Raw genomic sequence first — 20,014 nt, forward strand, 5'->3', positions numbered from 1 at the left:
TCGGCGGCGGCACGCCTGGGATGATGGGCTCATGCAGGGCGCGTCGACACCAACCACCACGACCCGCGAACAGTTCCGGCTGCTCGCCGCCGAGCACCGGGTCGTCCCGGTGACCCGAAAGGTGCTGGCGGACTCCGAAACTCCGCTCTCGGCCTATTCCAAACTGGCCGGTGACCGGCCGGGGACCTTCCTGTTCGAATCCGCGGAGAACGGGCGTTCGTGGTCGCGCTGGTCGTTCATCGGCGCGGGCAGCCCGTCCGCGCTCACCGTCGTCGACGGTGAAGCCGCCTGGCTTGGCACGGTGCCCGCCGACGCACCCACCGGCGGTGACCCGCTGCGCGTGCTGCACGAGACGCTCGAACTGTTGCGCACCGAACGGCTGCCCGGTCTGCCGCCGCTCACCGGCGGCATGGTCGGCTTTCTCGGCTACGACGCGGTGCGCCGGATCGAACGACTGCCCGAGCTCGCCGCCGACGATCTGCGAGTTCCCGAACTGGTGCTCATGCTGGCCACCGACCTGGCCGCGTTCGACCACCACGAGGGTGCGATCACCCTCATCGCCAACGCGGTGAACTGGGACGGCACCGACTCCCGCGTCGACGCCGCCTACGACGACGCCGTCGCCCGGCTCGACCGGATGACCGCCGCGCTGGCCACCCCGGCGCCCTCGACGGTGTCGGTCTTCGACCAGCCCGAACCGCAGTTCCTGCGCAGGCGCACCACCGAGGAATTCGGTGCGGGCGTGCGCCGCCTGATCAAGGAGATCGAGGCGGGTGAGGCGTTCCAGGTGGTGCTCTCGCAGCGCTTCGAAATGGATTACACCGGGTCCCCGCTCGCGGTCTACCGGATGCTGCGGGCCTCGAATCCGAGCCCGTACATGTATCTGATGCACATCCCCGACGGCGAGGGCGGCACCGCGTTCTCCATCGTCGGATCGAGTCCGGAATCGCTGGTCACCGTGAAAGACGGGGTGGCCACGACACATCCGATCGCGGGCACCCGCTGGCGTGGCGACAGCGCCGAGGACGACATCCTGCTCGAGAAGGATCTGCTCGCCGACGAGAAGGAGAACGCCGAGCACCTGATGCTCGTCGACCTCGGCCGCAACGATCTCGGTCGGGTCTGCCGTCCCGGCACGGTGAAGGTCACCCAGTACCGGCACGTGGAGCGGTACAGCCACGTGATGCACCTGGTCTCGACGGTGTCCGGGCTGCTCGCCGAGGGCAAGGACGCGCTCGACGCGGTGCGGGCCTGCTTCCCCGCGGGCACGCTGTCAGGAGCGCCGAAGGTGCGGGCGATGGAACTGATCGAGGAGCTGGAACCGACCCGTCGCGGCATCTACGGCGGCGTGGTCGGCTACCTCGACTTCGCCGGTGACGCCGACACCGCCATCGCCATCCGCACCGCCCTGCTCAAGGACGGCACCGCCTATGTCCAGGCGGGCGCGGGCGTGGTCGCCGACTCCGACCCGATCGCCGAGGACACCGAGGCCCGCAACAAGGCCATGGCGGTGCTCAAGGCGATCGCGGCGGCGCAGACCCTGCGCACCTACGAAGGCGGGGCCCTATGACGGCCACGCCAGGAGAAGACGACACCGGACGGTCGGTCGACGCGACTGACGCCGACGTGCCGGGGACGGGCGCCACGCCCGCCCCGACGGCGAAGCCGATCGTTCCGGTCGTGTTGCTCGCGCTGGCGGCCGCCGGTCTGTGGGCGTCCTCGCGGATGACGTGGGTGACGGTGCACTCGGCCGACGGTCTCACCGAACCGCGCACCGACGACCTCAACGGTGGCGTGTGGTTCGGCGCCCTCACCCCGCTCGCGCTGGTGTTGGTCGCCTCGATCGCGGCGGTCTTCGCGGTCAAGGGCGTGCTGCGTCAGCTGCTCGGGGTGGTGATCTCGGTGGTGGCCGCGGCCGCCGCGGTGCCGGGCTTCGCGCTGGCCGTCGGCGCGGGCAGGACCGCCGAACGGGCGGGCACACTGGCCGAGCTGCCGGTGCGCGCGGTGGTCAGCTCCGCCGAGACGCATCTCGCCCCCGCGATCCTGTCGATCTTCGCGGCGAGCCTGGCACTGGCCGCGGGCATCCTGCTCACCCGCCGCCCCGGTGAACGCGCCGAGGTCTCCGACAGATACGACAACCCCGTGTTCCGTAAGGCCGACGCCAGCGCCGCGGTGAGCAAGCAGAACACGGAGACCGGAACCGCGGCGCCACTGTCGGACCGGGTGCTGTGGGACGCGCTCGACGCGGGCACCGACCCGACCGACACCTCCGACACCCCGGGCGCCGACCAGCGTCCGGCCGAGGGAAACAAGTGACCGGCAGCACCCCCGCCGCAGTGACACACGCGACGGGCATTTATTCTTTACCAGCATCGGTGAGACAGCGCCTGAGGGGACTCTCGGGCGAGAAGTGCGTCTCCCCAGAAAGGATTCGAGCCAGATGACGGTACTCGACTCGATTCTCGACGGGGTCCGAGCGGATGTTGCCGCTCGCGAAGCCCTCCTCGATTTTCAAGCGATCAAAGCTGCTGCCGCCGCGGTCAAGGGACCGCTGGACGCACACGCCGCGCTGCACGAGGACGGAATCGGTGTCATCGCCGAGGTGAAGCGAGCCAGCCCCTCCAAGGGCGCGCTGGCCGACATCCCCGATCCCGCCGTGCTGGCCAAGGCCTACGAAGACGGGGGCGCGCGCATCATCAGCGTGCTCACCGAGGGCCGCCGCTTCGGCGGATCGCTCGACGATCTCGACGCCGTGCGCGCCGCCGTGAACATCCCGGTGCTGCGCAAGGACTTCGTCGTCGGTCCGTACCAGATCCACGAGGCCCGTGCCCACGGCGCCGACGTGATCCTGCTGATCGTGGCCGCGCTCGAACAGGACGTGCTGTCCTCGCTGATCGACCGCACCGAATCCCTCGGCATGACCGCCCTGGTGGAGGTGCACACCGAGGAAGAGGCCGACCGCGCCCTCGAAGCCGGTGCGACGGTGATCGGCATCAACGCGCGCAACCTCAAGACCCTCGAGGTCGACCGCGATGTGTTCGCGCGGATCGCGCCCGGTCTGCCCTCCGAAGTCATCCGGGTGGCCGAGTCCGGCATCCGCGGCACCGCCGACCTGCTGGCCTACGCCGGTGCGGGCGCCGATGCCGTGCTCGTCGGCGAGGGCCTGGTGACCAGTGGTAACCCGCGTTCGGCCGTGTCCGAACTGGTGACCGCGGGCACGCACCCGTCCTGCCCGAAGCCGGCCCGCCGGAGCATCCGGTGACGGTGCTTCCCCCGGCGAGCGCCGGTGTCGCGCAGCACTCCGACTACGAACCCGACGCGGGCGGCCACTTCGGCGTCTACGGCGGACGCCACGTCCCCGAGGCGCTGATGGCCGTGATCGAAGAGGTCACCGCCGAGTACGACAAGATCCGCACCGATCGCACCTTCCTCGACGAGCTCGACCGGTTGCAGCGCGACTACACCGGCCGTCCGTCGCCGGTGTTCGAATGCACCGGGCTGGCCGCGCACGCCGGTGGCGCGCGGATCTTCCTCAAGCGCGAGGATCTCAACCACACCGGCTCGCACAAGATCAACAATGTGCTCGGCCAGGCCCTGCTCGCCAAGCGGATGGGCAAGACCCGCGTCATCGCCGAGACCGGAGCGGGCCAGCACGGCGTCGCGACCGCCACCGCGTGCGCGCTCCTCGGCCTCGACTGCGTGATCTACATGGGCGCGGTCGACACCGCCCGCCAGGCGCTGAACGTGGCCCGCATGCGGCTGCTCGGCGCCGAGGTGATTCCGGTGACTTCGGGTTCGCAGACCCTCAAGGACGCCATCAACGAGGCGTTGCGCGACTGGGTCAGCCACGCCGACGACACCTTCTACTGCTTCGGCACCGCCGCGGGCCCGCACCCGTTCCCGCTGCTGGTGCGCGATTTCCAGCGCGTGATCGGCCTGGAAGCGCGCGAGCAGATCCAGAGCACGGAGCAGGCGGGCAGGCTGCCCGATGCCGTCGTGGCCTGCGTCGGCGGTGGTTCCAACGCCATCGGCATCTTCCACGCGTTCATTCCCGACGCGGGCGTGCGGCTCGTCGGTTTCGAAGCGGCCGGTGACGGCGTCGAGACCGGGCGTCACGCGGCCACCTTCACCGGCGGCACCCCCGGCGCGTTCCAGGGCGCGTACTCGTACCTGTTGCAGGACGAGGACGGCCAGACCATCGAATCGCATTCGATCTCAGCCGGTCTGGACTACCCGGGCGTCGGCCCTGAACACGCCCACCTCAAGGACATCGGCCGCGCCGAATACCGGCCGATCACCGACACCGAGGCGATGGACGCGCTGCTGCTGCTCTCGCGCACCGAGGGCATCATCCCGGCGATCGAGTCCGCGCACGCGGTGGCGGGCGCGCTGAAGCTGGGCTCCGAGCTCGGCGAGGGCGCGGTCATCCTGGTCAACCTGTCCGGTCGTGGCGACAAGGACATGGACACCGCGGGCCGCTGGTTCGGCCTGTTCGATGACGATGCCGCCGAGGAGAACAAGCAGTGAGCCAGCAGTCCCGTCTCGCGAACACCTTCGCCGCCGCGCGTAGCGAAGGTCGGGCCGCCCTGATCGGGTACCTGCCCGCGGGCTTTCCCGACCTCGCCGGATCCATCGCCGCCTGCCGCGCGCTGGTCGAAGCCGGGTGCGACATCGTCGAAGTGGGCGTCGCCTACTCCGATCCGGTGATGGACGGCCCGGTCATCCAGGCCGCCGCCGAGCAGGCCCTGCGCAGCGGGGTGCGCGTACGCGACGTGTTCTCCGTCGTCGAGGCGATCGCCGCTGCCGGTGGTCAGGCCGTGGTGATGAGCTATTGGAACCCGGTGCTCAGCTACGGCGTCGACACCTTCGCCCGCGACCTGGCCGCGGCCGGCGGCGCCGGGATGATCACCCCGAACCTGATTCCCGACGAGGCCGACGACTGGTTCGTCGCCTCGTCCACCCACAACCTGGATCGCATCTTCCTGGTCGCACCGTCCTCGACCGAAGAGCGTCTGGTCAAGACCCTCGAGGCCTCGCGTGGCTTCATCTACGCGGCCTCGACCATGGGTGTGACCGGTGCGCGCGACGCGGTCTCCTCGGCCGCGCCCGCGCTGTGCTCGCGCATCCGCGCGCACTCCGACATCCCGATCGGCGTCGGCCTCGGCGTGCGTTCGGGTGCGCAGGCCGCCGAGATCGCCGCGTACGCCGACGGCGTCATCGTCGGTTCTGCGCTGGTCTCGGCCGTCACCGAGGGCCTCGACGCGGTCCGCGCGCTGACGGCCGAGTTAGCTGAAGGCGTGCGCGCGGCGACCGTTCGTTCCTGAGAGTTCGCACGATGGGCCCGGCCGCTGATCAGCGGCCGGGCCCATCGCTCGTCACCGGCCCGTCGTCCGCCGTCCGGGTCGCGGCAACACGCCCGTAAGCCTCTCCACTAACGTGGGCCGGGTGAACTCAGTCCTGGCTTACATTCCGAGTCCGCCCCAGGGGGTCTGGCACCTCGGACCCTTCCCGCTGCGGGCGTACGCACTGTTCATCATTCTCGGCATCGTCGTCGCCATCTGGTGGGGTGAACGGCGGTGGCGCGAGCGCGGTGGTCAGCCGGGCGCCGTGCTCGATGTCGCGATGTTCGCGGTGCCGTTCGGCCTGGTCGGCGGCCGGATCTATCACGTGGCCACCGACTGGCAGAAGTACTTCGGCGAGGGCAAGCACCCCGTCGAGGCGCTCTATATCTGGCAGGGCGGACTCGGCATCTGGGGTGCGGTGTTCTTCGGCGCGATCGGCGCCTGGATCGGCTGCCGGATGTACAAGATCCCGCTGCCCGCGCTCGGCGACTCTGTCGCCCCCGCGGTGCTGTTGGCGCAGGCGATCGGCCGGCTCGGCAACTACTTCAATCAGGAGCTCTACGGACGCGCCACCGAGGTCCCGTGGGGTCTGGAGATCTACGAGCGGTTCGACCCGGAGACCGGCGCGCGCGACATGATGAACGGGGTGTCGACCGGGCGAGTGCTCGAGGTCGTGCAGCCGACGTTCCTCTACGAGCTCGTCTGGAACGTACTGGTCGTCATCGCGCTGGTGCTGCTCGACAAGCGCTACAAGATCGGTCACGGTCGCCTGTTCGCGCTCTATGTCGCGGGCTACAGCTTCGGCCGGTTCTTCGTCGAACTGCTTCGCAGCGACGAAGCCACCCACATTCTCGGCATCAGGATCAACTCGTTCACCTCCGCACTCGTCTTCCTCGCCGCCATGGCCTACTTCGCGTTGGCGACCAAGGGGCGCGAGACAGCGGCGCAGCTGCAGCCCGATGCTGAGCCACGCCCCTGGCCGTGGCAGTTCGCCGCGCTGCGGGCGGCCGGTGCGGCCGACGACACCGTGGTGGCGACGGACGCCGAGACCGCGGCCGTCGATGTCACGAAGAAGTCGGATTCCGCTGCGGTGGAAAAGGATTCGGGTGATGAGGCCGACGAGAAGGCCGCGGCGGAGGCGACCGGCGAGGAATCTCCTTCCGCGACCGACGACTCCACGGAGTCGACGAAATCCGGTGCGAAGAAGTCCTGATCCACGACAGTTTTCGTGGACTCGGCGGGCGTCCGGCAACATTGCGGACGCCCGCCGCGATATTCCGAATGTATGGCGAGCGCCGATCGGTGGCACCCGACAAGACAACACAGGGCAGTACCGGCAACAATGTCGGCGTGATCGTCGCGGGCGCACCGTCGTTCGGTTGATCGCCACTGGCCGGGGGCCACGATGGGTACCCGCACGAATGATGGAGGACATGAGTGACCGACCCCTACAACCCCAATCCCCAGTACGGACCTGACCTGAGCAAGCCGCAGGACAGCGGCTCGCAGCCGCAGTACGGTCAGCCGGCCTACGGTCAGCCTTCCGATCCGTACGCCCAGCAGCCGCAGCCCGGCTACGGCCAGCCGCAGTACGGTGCGCCGCAGCCGCAGTACGGTCAGCCCGCCGATCCGTACGCCCAGCAGCCGCAGCCGGGTTACGGTGCCGCGCCGTACGGGGCCATGCCGCAGGGCTACAACCCGAACGATCCGGAAGCGCCCTACGGCCGGGACATGTACGGCGTGCCCTTCTCGGACAAGCAGAAGCTGATGGCCGGTCTGCTGCAGATCTTCCTCGGCAGCTTCGGTGTCGGCCGCTTCTACCTCGGCTACACCGGCCTCGGTATCGCCCAGATCGCGGTCACCTGGCTGACCTGTGGCCTCGGCGCCATCTGGCCGCTGATCGACGGCATCATGATGCTCACCGGCAAGGTACCCGACGCGCAGGGTCGCCCGCTGCGCGAGTGATTGCTCGCCCACACGGGGATGTAGACGGGTGCTCTGCTGACGCGGAGCGCCCGTTTTCGCGTTTCCCCACCGGTATTGCGATCACGGTGAGCGATACTCTGTGTCGGTCTGTGGCGGCGCCGTAGCGTCGCTGGGCCTGCGCGTGCCCCCATACGCGCAGCGGAGAAAGGGATGTCCGTGCGCAAATTCATTGCCGCCGCCGTACTCGCTGTCGTCGCCGCGACGGGCCTGTCGGCCTGCTCGTCCGCCTCGGACCCGAATGTGCTGAAGGTCGGCACCGAGGGCACCTACGCGCCGTTCAGCTACCAGGAGGGCGGCACGCTCACCGGCTACGACGTCGAGGTCGCTCGCGCGGTCGGCGAGAAGCTCGGCAAGCAGGTGGAATTTGTGCAGACCCCGTGGGACTCGATCTTCGCCGGTCTCGAGTCGAAGCGTTTCGATCTGGTCGCCAACCAGGTCACCGTGAACCCCGAGCGCACGGCCGAATACGCGCTGTCGCAGCCGTACACGACCTCCGAGGGCGTGATCGTCACCAAGGCCGACAACACCACCATCACCTCGCTGGCGAGCCTGGCGGGCAAGACCACCGCGCAGTCGGCCACCAGCAACTGGAGCAAGGTCGCCGCGGGCGCGGGCGCGAAAGTCGAAGCGGTGGAAGGGTTCGTGCAGGCGGTTCAGCTGCTGAAGGCCGGTCGGGTCGACGCCACCGTCAACGACACCCTCGCCGTGGGCGAGTACACCAAGAAGACCGGTGACACCGGCATCAAGGTCGCGGCCCGGACCGGCGAGACCAGCAAGCAGGCCTTCGCCGCGCGCAAGGACGACACCGCGTTGATCACCGACGTCGACAAGGCGCTCGCGGAGCTGCGGGCCGACGGCACCCTGGCTCGGCTGTCGGAGAAGTACTTCGGCACCGACGTCAGCAAATAGCGGATGGATCCTGCTACCTGGGAGCTGATCCGGCAGAACCTGGTGCCGATGCTGAAGGCCACGGTGACGATGACGTTGCCGCTCACGGCCATCAGCTTCGTCATCGGCCTGGCCATCGCGGTGGGTGTCGCGCTCGCGCGGATGTCGACCCGGCGGGTGCTGTCGCTGCCGGCCCGCTTCTACATCTCGATCATCCGCGGCACCCCGCTGCTGGTGCAGTTGTTCATCGTGTTCTACGCCCTTCCGCAGTTCGGGATCGTCATCGATCCGTTCCCCGCTGCGGTGATCGCGTTCAGCCTCAATGTCGGCGGGTACGCGGCGGAGGTGGTTCGCTCGTCGATCATGAGCGTGGCGCACGGGCAGTGGGAGGCCGCGCAATCGCTGGGCATGTCCTATGTCCAGACGCTCTGGGACATCGTGTTCCCGCAGGCCGCCCGGATCGCGGTACCCCCGCTGTCGAACACGCTGATCTCGCTGGTCAAGGACACTTCTCTGGCTTCGACCATCCTGGTCACCGAACTGCTGCGCACTGCCCAGCTGGCCGCCGCGCCCACCTTCGACTTCTTCGCCCTCTACGGCGTCGCGGCGCTCTACTACTGGGTGATCTGCCTGATTCTCGGCTTCGGTCAAACCCGTCTGGAGACAAGGCTTTCCCGACACGTAGCAGTTCGGTGACAAGTGATTTCGTGAACACATGGGTAACTCATCGGGAACGCTCGGCCCCGTTGCGTCGATAACCGCCGGTCCGGTCGATAGGTGAGGACAACGCCGCGACCGGCAAAATTCGCGGAGCGGCGGACAAGCACTAGGCTAGGGGCCGTGATGCGACGGACGAAGATTGTGTGCACCTTGGGCCCGGCCACTGCCACCCAGGATCGTATTCGTGAGCTCGTCGAAAGCGGCATGGATGTGGCCCGGCTGAACTTCAGCCACGGCGACCACGCCGACCACGCCGACAACTACAAGATGGTTCGCGCGGCCTCCGACGAGACCGGCCGCGCGGTCGGCATCCTCGCCGATCTCCAGGGCCCCAAGATCCGCCTCGGCCGCTTCGCCGACGGCAAGACCGTGTGGGCCAACGGCGAGCAGGTGCGGATCACCGTCGACGAGGTCGACGGCACCCACGACCGTGTCTCGACCACCTACAAAGAGCTCGCCCAAGACGCCAAGGCCGGTGACCGGCTGCTCGTCGACGACGGCAAGGTCGGCCTCACGGTGGAATCCGTCGAGGGCAACGACGTCGTCTGCCGGGTGACCGAGGGCGGCCCGGTGAGCAACAACAAGGGCCTGTCGCTGCCGGGCATGAACGTGTCGGTGCCCGCCCTGTCCGAAAAGGACATCGCCGACCTGGAATTCGCCCTGGAACTGGGCGTCGACTTCATCGCGCTGTCGTTCGTGCGCTCGCCGTCCGACATCGAACTCGTGCACGACATCATGGACCGCGTCGGCCGTCGGGTCCCGGTGATCGCCAAGCTGGAGAAGCCGGAGGCGATCGAGAACCTCGAGGCGATCGTGCTGGCCTTCGACGCGGTGATGGTCGCCCGCGGTGACCTCGGTGTCGAGCTGCCGCTCGAGCAGGTGCCGCTGGTGCAGAAGCGCGCGATCCAGATGGCGCGCGAGAACGCCAAGCCGGTCATCGTCGCCACCCAGATGCTCGAGTCGATGATCGAGAACTCGCGCCCCACCCGCGCGGAAGCCTCCGATGTCGCCAACGCGGTGCTCGATGGCGCCGACGCGGTGATGCTGTCGGGTGAGACCTCGGTCGGCGCATGGCCGATCGACGCGGTGCGCACCATGGCCCGCATCGTCACCGCGGTCGAGACCGAAACCTCGCGGGTACCACCGCTGACCCACGTGCCGCGCACCAAGCGCGGCGTGATCTCCTACGCCGCCCGCGATATCGGCGAGCGGCTCAACGCCAAGGCCCTTGTCGCGTTCACCCAGTCCGGTGACACCGTGCGCCGCCTTGCGCGTCTGCACACCCCGCTGCCGCTGCTGGCGTTCACCCCGATGCCGGAGGTGCGCAGCCAGCTCACGCTGAGCTGGGGCACCGAGACGTTCATCGTGCCGATGGTGGACACCACCGACGCGATGATCCACCAGGTGGATCAGGCGCTCCTGTCGCTGGAGCGTTATCGCAAGGGTGACCTGGTGGTCATCGTGGCCGGTTCCCCTCCGGGTACCGTCGGTTCCACCAACCTGATCCACGTGCACCGCATCGGCGAAGAGGACCACTAGTAGTGAACAGTTCGATCGAACTCGAGACCACCCAGGGCGAGCCGACACCCGATCTGCGGGTGTTGCTCGACCTGCTCGACCTCGAGTTGATCGGCGAGGACACCTTCCTCGGCAAGCATCCGGAGAAGGTGTGGAGCCGCACCTTCGGCGGGCAGTTGGTCTCGCAGGCCATCATCGCGGCCGGTCGGACGGCGGGGGATCGGCCGCTGCACGCGATCAACGCGCATTTCGTGCGCGGCGGCGACGTGAAGAAGCCGATCGAGTATCACGTGCAACGTCACCGTGACGGCCGGGCGCTGGCCAACCGCACGGTGACGGCCAGCCAGGACGGCCAGGAACTGTTCGTCATGCTGGCCGCGTTCCAGGATTTCGGCAAGGGCCTCGAGCACTCCCACGAGGGCCCCGACGTGCCCGATCCCGAAACCCTGCCCCGGGTGGAGGAGAGCTTCGCCGGCTTCGAGGACAAGCTGGAGATGTTCATCAAGGCGCCGCACCCGATCGACATGCGCTACACCAATGATCCGGCGTGGATCCTCAAGGGCACCGGCGAGAAGCTCAATCACAACCGCGTCTGGATGCGTACCGACGGCACGTTGCCCGCCGATCCGCTGCTGCACACCGCCGCGCTGGGTTATTCCTCCGACACCACCGTGCTCGATTCGATCATCACCACGCACGGTTTGTCGTGGGGGCTGGACCGAATTCTCGCGGCGACGGTGAACCATTCGATCTGGTTCCATCGCCCGTTCCGTTTCGACGAGTGGGTTCTCTACGCCACCGAGTCGCCGGTCGCGGCGGGTTCGCGCGGTTTGGCGACGGGCCGGTTCTATTCGCGCACCGGCGAATTGATCGCCACCACCGTGCAGGAAGGCGTCATCCGGCATTTCCCGGCGCGCTGAGTACCGCTGAAGGCTCACACGGGCGGACAGCTCAACGCAGTTCGTGGTCGAGTTCCGGTGCGACGACGTCGGTGCGCTGATCGGCGCGCAAGGTGAAAGGCACGCCGTACACGGCCAGTGCCAGCCCGCGCTCGAGGTCGGCGATGTCGGCGTCGGTGAGATCGGCCGGATCACCGACCAGACTCAGCGCGATCTCATAGGTGCTCTCCGCGCTCGGATCGCAGCCGGGAAAGCTTCCGCGCCACTGTGATTCGAGATCGCGATGAATCGGATCACTCGCGTCGACAGGCATGGTGAACCGCCAGGCATAGACATCGCGGTCGTGCACGTGGTCGTCGAGGACCGTTCGAACACCGGCGACGATGCGGTCGAGGATCTCCGGCGTCACATACACATGGAGCGAAACATCCGAAATGCGTTTCGGCAAGTCTGTAGTCCCGTCGTGTGTCGAACCTGCAAGGGGTAACCACCCACGTCCGCGCCGAAGTCTAATCCCTGCGCGCCGTGGCGAACAGCCCTAGCGGAGACTCAGCGCCCGCGTTGCGCGGCGAGGAAGGCCGACAGGGGCCCGGCCGGCCCGCCGGGGGCTATCACCAGGCCGGGGCGATCGCCGTCGCCGGAGAGTTTCGTCTGTTCGTGCGGGGCGAGCGCTCCCAGTACGGGGAACAGCATCTCGGCGATGCGGTCGCCGACCTCGAGGAAGGCTTCCGGCGAGAGGCCGATCGGATCGGCGATGTTCTCCCGGCCGACATAGGCCAGGTTGTTGCGCGCATGGTGCAGGGCGGCAATGGATTTCGCGCCGGTGACCTTGGCGATGCGATACGCCTCGGCGAGGGTGAAAGTGCGCGGCGCGGCGCCGAAAGCCAGTTCGCCGACCTGATCGCGTAGAGAATCGGTCATCGTCAGCACCAGATCGGCGCGATCGACCATCTCGGGCCGGAGCTTTCTGGCCTTGAATCCGGAGGTGTCGCCACCGAGGCCCTGGATGGTCTCCACCGCCATCGGCTCGGGCGGAAAACCGACCAGGGCGCGGGTGCCCGCGCTTTCCGCGGTGAGGCCGGGTAGTCGGTGCTCTGTCGCGAACGCCCGGGTGAGCCGTTCGGCGATCACCGACCGGCACACATTGGAGTTGCAGACGAAGAGCACGTGCATACCGACACCGTAATCGGGTCGATTGTCACGGAGTAGGCCGGAATTGTAACCATCACAAGCGCGGTACTACTTATTCACCTTTCGGTTGAATGCCGTACATCATTCACGATGCGCAAATCTGTTGTGTGTGACCGTGATACCCGCGAGATAGGGGTGGGAAACCTTGCGATGATATGTGTCGGCCGTCACTCTTTCCGATCATAATAATTTGATTCGGTAATAACCGGCGGCACCGCGGGTGGGGTGCCGTGCACGCGGCCCCTGGTGGAGAACATCGGGCCACGCGCGGGCACGACCGGCGCGAACGCCGCCAGTCCGGTCGTGGTCGACATGTCGTCGTAGACAGCGTCGATCCCACCGCGGCGGAAGTAGGCCTCGTGCCAGAAGCCGGTGCCGCCGGAATCGCGGAGGAATTCCCGCCACCACTGCCGGTGCGGCTCCGATCGCGTCCAGCGCTCGAGCGAATCCAGATCGCGCCAGTACTGCCTGGCTCCCCAGTGGGGCGGAAACATCGACCACACGATGTCTTCGTGCCGGAGCAATCCGTCGGGCCGGTCGGTATGTGAGCGATACAACTTCGGGCCGACGCCGAGTAGCCGCAGCACCCCGCGTGGCGTGCGCACGCGCATCCCGAGCAGGATCATCACCAGGTCGGGGTAGGCGTCCAGGTCGACCGTAGTTCTGTGCACGCGCATGATCGCAGCCCCTTCCGTGGTGCCCTTACGAGGTACTACGGCGCGGGCCGACGTCCGGTTCGACCGGCGGTTGGCTTCCCGGCGCGCCGAGACGCTATAGTGACCGCGGTGCGCCGGGTTGGCGGAACTGGCAGACGCGACGGTCTCAAAAACCGTTGTCCGGAAGGACGTGTGGGTTCGAGTCCCACACTCGGCACCACGGCGGAAGCGCGGCGCAAGTGGCCGCGCTCCGCGGGGGAGTATCCGGCGCAGGGTGTGCGCGATCTCATCGCAGGCGCATTCTCTGCGCGGAAGCAAAAGGTACTCTTTACAACGCCAGTCGTGGTGTGATCGACAGGCATCAGAATCCAGAGGGGTCGAACCTATGAGCACGAATGCAGCCGGCGCCACGCGTGAGGCCGCGGCCAAGCGGGTCGTCGTCGCCGAGGATGAGGCCTTGATCCGGATGGATCTCGTCGAGATGCTCAAGGAAGAGGGCTACGACGTCGTCGGCGAAGCGGGTGACGGGCAGCAGGCCGTCGAGCTCGCCGAGGAGCTGCGCCCAGATCTGGTCATCATGGACGTGAAGATGCCGCGCCGTGACGGCATCGATGCCGCCGCCGAGATCGCGTCGAAACGTGTTGCGCCCGTGGTGATTCTGACCGCGTTCAGTCAGCGCGATCTGGTCGAGCGGGCACGCGACGCCGGCGCGATGGCCTATCTCGTCAAGCCGTTCACCAAATCCGATCTGGTCCCCGCGATCGAGCTCGCGGCCAGTCGTTTTCACGAAATCACCGCGCTGGAAACAGAAGTAGCGAATCTGTCGGACCGTTTGGAGACGCGCAAACTGGTGGAGCGGGCCAAGGGCGTGCTCATGCAGACCCAGGGGCTGTCGGAACCGCAGGCGTTCAAATGGATTCAGCGCACCGCGATGGATCGCCGCACGACCATGAAGGCGGTCGCCGAAGTCGTGCTGGAGAACCTCACCCCGCAGTGACACGGTTCGGCTCTCGCTGCCTCGCGGGCCGAAAGCAGGAAATATTTACGCAAGCGAAACAATAATGTGAACTATTGCTGGACAAGAGGCGTCCGACATGATGCGAATGTGATGCGGATCTAACAAAGCGGCGATATGTTCTCTGCGGGCTGAACGTGGTCGGCCCCCTCGGTGAACCCGGGGAGCACAGGACATAGAGGTGAGACGTGCTCAGTTCGACATGGCGCAGTCGGTCGACGCGAGGAGTTCTGGTTATCGGAGCTGCCGCGTCGTTGGTGTTGTCCGGATGCAGTGACAAGTCGTCCGATGGCGGCGGTGGCGGCAACACCGATCTCTCCATCCAGTCGGTCGTTCAGCTCGATACCCAGGGTAAGGCCGTCGCGACAACCGAAGCCGGTGCGGCCGCGGACCCCGCAGGCGACGGCAAGGCCAAGTGCGCGCCGCTGACCCTCGGCATGGCGGGCCCGCTGACCGGCGGCAATGCCGCCCTCGGCATCAACATCATCATGGGCGTGAAGCTCGCGCTCGACCAGCACAACAAGGCCAACCCGGACTGTCAGGTCTCGGTGAAGCAGTTCGACACCGAGGGCAAGCCGCAGATCGCCAGCCAGGTGGTTCCGACGATCGTCGCCGACCCGAACATCGTGGCGCTGGTCGGCCCGACCTTCTCGGGTGAGACCAAGGCGACCGGCCAGATCCTCAGCGAGGCAGGCATGCCCACGCTGACGGCGTCGGCCACCAACCCCACGCTCACCCAGAACGGCTGGAAGACCTTCTTCCGCGGTCTCGGCAACGACGACTCGCAGGGTCCGGCCGTGGCCAACTACCTGACCGGCGAGAAGGGCTTCAAGAAGATCTGCGTCGTGCAGGACAACACCGACTACGGTGCCGGTCTGGCGAAGGCCTTCATCACAGCCGCGGGTCCCGCGGCCGACGCCTCCTGCGGGACGAGCGTCAAGGAAGGTGACAAGGACTTCTCGGCAGCGGTCTCGAAGCTGTCCGCGGCCAAGCCCGATGCCATCTTCTACGCCGGTTACTACGCCGAGGCGGCGCCGTTCGTGCAGCAGCTGCGTTCCGGTGGCGTGACCGCGGCCTTCGTTTCCGCCGACGGCACCAACGATCCCGAGTTCGTCCGTCAGGCCGGTTCCTCGTCCAAGGACGCGCTGCTGTCGTGCCCGTGCAGCCCCGCGCCGGAGAAGTTCGCCGCCGACTACAAGGCGCTCAACGGACAGGCGCCCGGCGTCTACTCCGTCGAGGGCTACGACCTGACCACGATCCTGCTCAAGGGCATCGATTCCGGCAAGGTCACCCGCGCCGAGCTCGTCGACTACGTCCGTAACTACAACGGCACCGGTGTCGCCCGCCAGTACAAGTGGGGCGAGACCGGCGAGTTGGCCAACATCCAGATCTGGATGTACCAGGTCAAGTAGTTCAGACGATGTGTGCGGCGGTGCGCGTGGCTGTGATGCCACGCGCACCGCTCGCCTGACGCGAGAGTAACCATGACATCAGCGGCTTCGCTCGGTGTATCCCTGTTAGCCGAGGGGTCCATCGATTTCAACGTCTCCGGGGTGATCGACCAGTTCTGGCGATTGACCGTGGACGGCCTCACCTACGGCTCGATCTACGCTCTGGTCGCTGTCGGCTACACGCTGGTCTACGGCGTGCTGCGATTGATCAACTTCGCCCACTCCGAGATCTTCATGCTCGGCATGTTCGGCACCTATGTGGGACTGGAACTGCTCGGCTTCGCGCCCAGCGGCAACGTGTATTCCCAGGGTGTCGGGCTGACGGTTCTGTATCTGGGCTTGGCGATGCTGTTCGGCATGCTCGTCTCCGGCATCGCGGCGGTGGGGCTCGAACGAGTCGCCTACCGGCCGCTGCGCAGGCGGGGCGCGAAACCGCTGGCCTTCCTGATCACCGCGATCGGTATGTCGTTCGTGATCCAGGAGTTCGTCCACTACATCCTGCCCAAGATCAAGCCCGGTCTCGGCGGGTCCAACGCCCAGACCGGTATCCGGCTCGTGGAGCCGAAGGTGCAGTTCACCTTCCTCGGCGCGCCGGTCACCAATGTGGCGCTGGTGATCTTCGCCGCGGCCATCGTGCTCGCGGTCACCACCGAGATCGTCATCAACAGAACCAAATTCGGCCGCGCCATCCGTGCGGTGGCCCAGGACCCCGACACCGCCACCCTGATGGGCGTCTCGCGTGAGCGGGTCATCGTGTTGACCTTCCTCATCGGCGGGCTGCTGGCAGGCGCCGCCGCGATGTTGTACACGCTCTACATCCCCACCGGCATCATCTTCTCCGGCGGCTTCATCCTCGGTATCAAGGCGTTCAGCGCCGCGGTGCTCGGTGGCATCGGCAACCTGCGCGGCGCGCTGCTGGGCGGGTTGATCCTCGGCGTCGCCGAGCAGTACGGACAGATCCTGTTCGGTACCGAATGGCGTGACGTGGTGGCATTCGTCCTGCTGGTGACCGTGCTGATGTTCCGGCCGACCGGCATCCTCGGCGAGAGCCTGGGGAGGGCACGCGCATGACCGACCTGACGAAAACCCCGAAAGCGCCTGTCGCGCACCAGGATCGACGTGGCGTCGGTGACGCGATCCGGGTCTGGTGGGACGGGCTCTCGCGTCCGGCCCAGTGGGCCGTCGGCGTGCCGATCATCGCCCTGCTGGCGCTGATGCCGCTGTTCCCGCCCCCACTGCTCGACACTCCGGGCGTGAGCTTCGGCGGTGTGATGGCGCAATTCGCCATGTACGCGCTGATCGCCATCGGCCTGAACGTAGTGGTCGGCCAGACAGGTCTGCTCGACCTCGGTTACGTCGGCTTCTACGCCGTCGGCGCCTATACGGTCGGCCTGCTCACCAGTCCGAACAGTCCGTGGAACCAAACCGACGGCGGCTGGCTGGAACCCGGCTGGGCGTGGGTGGCCTGCCTGCCGATCGCGATCGCGCTGACCGCGCTGGCCGGGCTGATCCTCGGTGCGCCGACGCTGCGCCTGCGTGGTGACTACCTCGCGATCGTGACGTTGGGCTTCGGCGAGATCGTCCGGCTGATGGCCGACAACCTGACCGAGCTGACCAACGGCAGCCTCGGGCTCTCCAAGATCGCGTACCCCGCGGTCGGCGAGTCCGAGGCGCACCCCGGCGGCTTCTTCTCCCCGGGCAACCTCGGCGACCCCAACAGCTGGAATCCCTTCCAGCGGGCGAGCAACGGCACCTGGTGGTTCTGGCTCGGCATGGCCTTCGTGATCGTGGTACTGCTGATCATCGGCAACCTCGAGCGCAGCCGGGTCGGCCGCTCCTGGGTCGCCATCCGCGAAGACGAGGACGCCGCCGAGATCATGGGCGTGCCGACCTTCAAGTTCAAGCTGTGGGCGTTCGTGATCGGGGCCTCGGTCGGCGGACTGTCCGGCGCGATGTATGCCGGTCAGGTCACCTACGTCAACCCCAAACAGTTCGACATCATCTTGTCGATGCTGTTCCTGTGCGCGGTGGTGCTCGGTGGTTCGGGCAACAAACTCGGCGTGATCGTCGGCGCGTTCCTCATCGCCTACCTGCCGATGCGGTTGCAGTCGGTGCAGTTGGTGTCCAGCGAGTCGACCGGTTATCTGATGCTCGGCCTCGATGTCGTGCTGCTGATCGGGCTGTGGCTGCTGTGGCGGTGGAAGAAGGAGTCGCTTGCCGTGTGGGTCCGGCGGGTGGTGATCGGAGTGGCGATCGTCGCGGTGGTCCTCGGTTTGCTGCTGTTGGGCAGCGTGTTGCTGTTCCGTCCGGGCGGCGCGCAGAACCTCGGTGACCTGAAGTACCTCTACTTCGGCATCGCGCTCGTGGTGATGATGATTCTGCGGCCACAGGGTTTGTTCCCGGTGCGGCAGAAGCTGCTCGCCTACGGCAGACAGGTGTACCAGGCCGTGACGCGCACACCGGTGCGCGAGCCGGCGGCCGAATCGATCGGAGCAGGGCAATGACGGGGCCGGGCGCGGGAGACGCGCTGTACGACAACGAAGACATGAAGGCCGGTTACCGGCCGCCGCCCGAGGTCGAGCCCGCGGGCGAGGTCGACGTCACCGCGGTGATGCCCGAACTCGCCGATGCCGAGACGGTCGCCGAGGTGGTCGCGCCGCATCGCGCGATCGAGACCGCCGTCGGCGAACCGCTGCTGCGTACCGACGGTCTGACCGTCAAATTCGGCGGTCTGACCGCGCTCGACGGGGTCAGTTTCGAGATCCGCCGCGGCGAGATCCTCGGCCTGATCGGCCCCAACGGCGCGGGCAAGACCACCTGCTTCAACGCGATCACCGGTGTCTACAAGCCCGCGTCGGGCAGCGTGCACTTCGACGGTCAGCCACTGGCCAAGACCAAGCGCAACGAGATCACCCGAATGGGTATCGCGCGCACGTTCCAGAACGTGCGGTTGTTCGGCGAGATGACGGCGCTGGAGAACGTCGTCGTCGGCACCGACGCTCGCCACACCACGTCGGTGCCCGGCGCGGTGTTCCGTACGCCGAAGTTCAAGCGCGAGGAACGCGACGCCATCGAACGCGGCATGGCGTTGCTCGAGTTCGTCGGTATCGCACCGCGCGCGGTGGAGAAGGCCCGCAACCTGTCCTACGGCGACCAGCGCAGGCTCGAGATCGCGCGGGCGCTGGCCACCGAGCCCAAACTGCTGTGTCTGGACGAACCGGCTGCTGGTTTCAATCCCAGCGAGAAGTCGGCGCTGATGGATCTGATCCGCAAGATCCGCGACGACGGCTACACCGTGCTGCTCATCGAGCACGACATGCGCCTGGTGATGGGCGTGACCGACCGGATCGTGGTCCTGGAGTTCGGGCGCAAGATCGCCGACGGCCTGCCCACCGAGGTGCGCGAGGACCCGGCGGTGATCGCGGCCTACCTCGGCGTTCCCGACGCGGACACCGTCGAAGAGGTGCGCGAGGGCTCGGTGGCGGCCGCGGCGGAGGGTGTGACCTCTCCGACGGTTGCGGACACCGTGGCGGTGTCCGAGCGCGAGGACGAGCCGCAAGCCGCTGTCGAGTCGGCGGCGCCGCTGCTCGAGGTGCAGGACATGGTCGTGAACTACGGCCGGATCGAAGCGCTGCACGGCATTTCGCTCTCGGTCGCCCCGGGCGAACTGGTGACCCTGCTCGGCGCCAACGGCGCGGGCAAGACCACCACCATGCGGGCGCTGTCCGGTCTGCTGCCGCTCACCTCGGGTCGGATCCTGTTCCAGGGCAGAGACATCACCACGATGAAGGCCCACGATCGGGTGGTCGAGGGTCTGATCCAGGCCCCCGAAGGTCGCGGGGTGTTCCCCGGCATGACCGTCGCGGAGAATCTCGACATGGGCTGCTACGGCAGACCTTTCGAGAAGAAGGCCGAGTACCAGCAGACCCTCGACTGGGTCTTCGAGCTGTTTCCCCGCCTGGCCGAACGTCGCAAGCAGGTCGGCGGCACGATGTCGGGCGGCGAACAGCAGATGCTCGCGATCGGGCGCGCCCTCATGGCCCGGCCCAAGCTGCTGCTGCTCGACGAGCCCTCGATGGGTCTGGCTCCCATGGTGATCCAGCAGATCTTCCGGATCATCAGCGAGATCAACCGCCAGGGCACCACCGTGTTGCTCGTGGAGCAGAACGCCCAACAGGCTCTGACCCGCAGCGATCGCGCCTACATCCTGGAAACCGGTGAGGTCACCAAGTCCGGCCCTGGTGCGGCGTTGTTGACCGACTCCGCGGTGAAGTCGGCCTACCTCGGCGTCGACTGACCCGGGATCCGTCGAGTGTCCGGCCCCGCATCTCTCTCGGGCGATGCGGGG

At 67.3% G+C, this 20,014-nt stretch carries 19 protein-coding genes, 1 tRNA gene and 1 pseudogene; 18 read left to right on the forward strand and 3 right to left on the reverse strand.

The annotated features are described in order from the left end of the window. Nucleotides 1-31: 31 nt before the first annotated feature. From OHS03_RS04755 to OHS03_RS04805, 11 genes are all read left to right on the forward strand, one after another. Nucleotides 32-1,570, forward strand: coding sequence for an anthranilate synthase component I (locus OHS03_RS04755; RefSeq protein WP_328661085.1), 1,539 nt, complete (start codon nt 32-34; stop codon nt 1,568-1,570). Continuing rightward, on the forward strand, nt 1,567-2,316 hold the full coding sequence (locus tag OHS03_RS04760; protein WP_328661087.1) for a TIGR02234 family membrane protein: 750 nt from the start codon (nt 1,567-1,569) through the stop codon (nt 2,314-2,316). Before OHS03_RS04755 ends, OHS03_RS04760 begins: the two co-directional genes overlap by 4 nt. 124 nt (nt 2,317-2,440) lie before the next feature. After that, nucleotides 2,441-3,262, forward strand: a complete 822-nt coding sequence (gene trpC, locus OHS03_RS04765; RefSeq protein ID WP_067459522.1) for an indole-3-glycerol phosphate synthase TrpC — start codon at nt 2,441-2,443, stop codon at nt 3,260-3,262. Continuing rightward, nucleotides 3,259-4,527, forward strand: a complete 1,269-nt coding sequence (gene trpB / locus OHS03_RS04770) for a tryptophan synthase subunit beta (RefSeq protein WP_328661089.1) — start codon at nt 3,259-3,261, stop codon at nt 4,525-4,527. Before trpC ends, trpB begins: the two co-directional genes overlap by 4 nt. Further along, nucleotides 4,524-5,324, forward strand: a complete 801-nt coding sequence (trpA, locus tag OHS03_RS04775; protein ID WP_328661091.1) for a tryptophan synthase subunit alpha — start codon at nt 4,524-4,526, stop codon at nt 5,322-5,324. Before trpB ends, trpA begins: the two co-directional genes overlap by 4 nt. A gap of 121 nt (nt 5,325-5,445) precedes the next feature. Next, nucleotides 5,446-6,555, forward strand: coding sequence for a prolipoprotein diacylglyceryl transferase (lgt, locus tag OHS03_RS04780; protein ID WP_328661093.1), 1,110 nt, complete (start codon nt 5,446-5,448; stop codon nt 6,553-6,555). 224 nt (nt 6,556-6,779) lie between these two features. Beyond that, nucleotides 6,780-7,307 (forward strand): TM2 domain-containing protein, encoded by a 528-nt coding sequence (locus tag OHS03_RS04785; RefSeq protein ID WP_056824628.1) that lies wholly within the window; start codon nt 6,780-6,782, stop codon nt 7,305-7,307. A gap of 177 nt (nt 7,308-7,484) precedes the next feature. Further along, entirely contained in the window at nt 7,485-8,237 is a 753-nt protein-coding gene (locus OHS03_RS04790; RefSeq protein WP_328664090.1) for an amino acid ABC transporter substrate-binding protein, read from the forward strand. A 3-nt stretch (nt 8,238-8,240) separates the two neighbouring features. After that, nucleotides 8,241-8,912 carry an amino acid ABC transporter permease gene (locus OHS03_RS04795; RefSeq protein WP_056824623.1) on the forward strand — a complete coding sequence of 224 codons (672 nt, stop codon included), beginning with the start codon at nt 8,241-8,243 and terminating at the stop codon, nt 8,910-8,912. A 144-nt stretch (nt 8,913-9,056) separates the two neighbouring features. After that, nucleotides 9,057-10,475, forward strand: coding sequence for a pyruvate kinase (gene pyk, locus OHS03_RS04800; RefSeq protein ID WP_194828909.1), 1,419 nt, complete (start codon nt 9,057-9,059; stop codon nt 10,473-10,475). 2 nt (nt 10,476-10,477) lie between these two features. After that, entirely contained in the window at nt 10,478-11,374 is an 897-nt protein-coding gene (locus tag OHS03_RS04805) for an acyl-CoA thioesterase (RefSeq protein WP_235569919.1), read from the forward strand. 31 nt (nt 11,375-11,405) lie between these two features. On the opposite strand, the gene OHS03_RS04810 is transcribed toward OHS03_RS04805, so the two are convergent. From OHS03_RS04810 to OHS03_RS04820, 3 genes are all read right to left on the reverse strand, one after another. Continuing rightward, the gene (locus tag OHS03_RS04810; protein WP_328661095.1) at nt 11,406-11,762 is read right to left on the reverse strand and encodes a hypothetical protein; all 357 of its coding nucleotides are present in this window, start codon (nt 11,760-11,762) and stop codon (nt 11,406-11,408) included. A gap of 140 nt (nt 11,763-11,902) precedes the next feature. Continuing rightward, the gene (locus tag OHS03_RS04815) at nt 11,903-12,526 is read right to left on the reverse strand and encodes an arsenate reductase/protein-tyrosine-phosphatase family protein (RefSeq protein ID WP_328661096.1); all 624 of its coding nucleotides are present in this window, start codon (nt 12,524-12,526) and stop codon (nt 11,903-11,905) included. Between the two features lie 185 nt (nt 12,527-12,711). Beyond that, nucleotides 12,712-13,221, reverse strand: a complete 510-nt coding sequence (locus tag OHS03_RS04820; protein ID WP_056824613.1) for a monooxygenase family protein — start codon at nt 13,219-13,221, stop codon at nt 12,712-12,714. A gap of 112 nt (nt 13,222-13,333) precedes the next feature. Here OHS03_RS04820 and OHS03_RS04825 point away from each other — a divergent pair. From OHS03_RS04825 to OHS03_RS04855, 7 genes and pseudogenes are all read left to right on the forward strand, one after another. Then, nucleotides 13,334-13,420 (forward strand) — tRNA-Leu (locus tag OHS03_RS04825). A gap of 165 nt (nt 13,421-13,585) precedes the next feature. Continuing rightward, nucleotides 13,586-14,197 carry an ANTAR domain-containing response regulator gene (locus OHS03_RS04830; protein WP_056824610.1) on the forward strand — a complete coding sequence of 204 codons (612 nt, stop codon included), beginning with the start codon at nt 13,586-13,588 and terminating at the stop codon, nt 14,195-14,197. 272 nt (nt 14,198-14,469) lie between these two features. Continuing rightward, nucleotides 14,470-15,627 carry a branched-chain amino acid ABC transporter substrate-binding protein gene (locus tag OHS03_RS04835; RefSeq protein WP_328661099.1) on the forward strand — a complete coding sequence of 386 codons (1,158 nt, stop codon included), beginning with the start codon at nt 14,470-14,472 and terminating at the stop codon, nt 15,625-15,627. 72 nt (nt 15,628-15,699) lie between these two features. Beyond that, a complete protein-coding gene (locus OHS03_RS04840; RefSeq protein ID WP_056824606.1) occupies nt 15,700-16,737 on the forward strand; it encodes a branched-chain amino acid ABC transporter permease in 1,038 nt (345 codons plus the stop codon). Continuing rightward, nucleotides 16,734-18,170 (forward strand): branched-chain amino acid ABC transporter permease, encoded by a 1,437-nt coding sequence (locus OHS03_RS04845; RefSeq protein WP_328661101.1) that lies wholly within the window; start codon nt 16,734-16,736, stop codon nt 18,168-18,170. The genes OHS03_RS04840 and OHS03_RS04845 overlap by 4 nt, the downstream gene beginning before the upstream one ends. Before the next feature lie 41 nt (nt 18,171-18,211). After that, nucleotides 18,212-19,117, forward strand: a pseudogene (locus OHS03_RS04850) (ABC transporter ATP-binding protein); the annotation flags it as partial. 150 nt (nt 19,118-19,267) lie between these two features. Further along, nucleotides 19,268-19,963: an ABC transporter ATP-binding protein gene (locus OHS03_RS04855; RefSeq protein WP_235569926.1), complete on the forward strand. Its 696-nt coding sequence runs from the start codon at nt 19,268-19,270 to the stop codon at nt 19,961-19,963. The last annotated feature ends 51 nt before the right edge of the window (nt 19,964-20,014 follow it).

The sequence above is a fragment of the Nocardia salmonicida genome (genome assembly GCF_036142455.1).
Taxonomy (GTDB): Bacteria; Actinomycetota; Actinomycetes; order Mycobacteriales; family Mycobacteriaceae; genus Nocardia; species Nocardia salmonicida.

Bases quoted from the DNA above. Each gene is read 5' to 3' on its own strand.
- OHS03_RS04760 (WP_328661087.1), top strand. From the start codon at position 1,567: ATGACGGCCACGCCAGGAGAAGACGACACCGGACGGTCGGTCGACGCG.
- OHS03_RS04755 (WP_328661085.1), top strand. From the start codon at position 32: ATGCAGGGCGCGTCGACACCAACCACCACGACCCGCGAACAGTTCCGG.
- OHS03_RS04795 (WP_056824623.1), top strand. From the start codon at position 8,241: ATGGATCCTGCTACCTGGGAGCTGATCCGGCAGAACCTGGTGCCGATG.
- OHS03_RS04820 (WP_056824613.1), bottom strand. From the start codon at position 13,221: ATGCGCGTGCACAGAACTACGGTCGACCTGGACGCCTACCCCGACCTG.
- trpC (WP_067459522.1), top strand. From the start codon at position 2,441: ATGACGGTACTCGACTCGATTCTCGACGGGGTCCGAGCGGATGTTGCC.
- OHS03_RS04840 (WP_056824606.1), top strand. From the start codon at position 15,700: ATGACATCAGCGGCTTCGCTCGGTGTATCCCTGTTAGCCGAGGGGTCC.
- OHS03_RS04855 (WP_235569926.1), top strand. From the start codon at position 19,268: ATGGTCGTGAACTACGGCCGGATCGAAGCGCTGCACGGCATTTCGCTC.
- OHS03_RS04815 (WP_328661096.1), bottom strand. From the start codon at position 12,526: ATGCACGTGCTCTTCGTCTGCAACTCCAATGTGTGCCGGTCGGTGATC.
- OHS03_RS04845 (WP_328661101.1), top strand. From the start codon at position 16,734: ATGACCGACCTGACGAAAACCCCGAAAGCGCCTGTCGCGCACCAGGAT.
- OHS03_RS04830 (WP_056824610.1), top strand. From the start codon at position 13,586: ATGAGCACGAATGCAGCCGGCGCCACGCGTGAGGCCGCGGCCAAGCGG.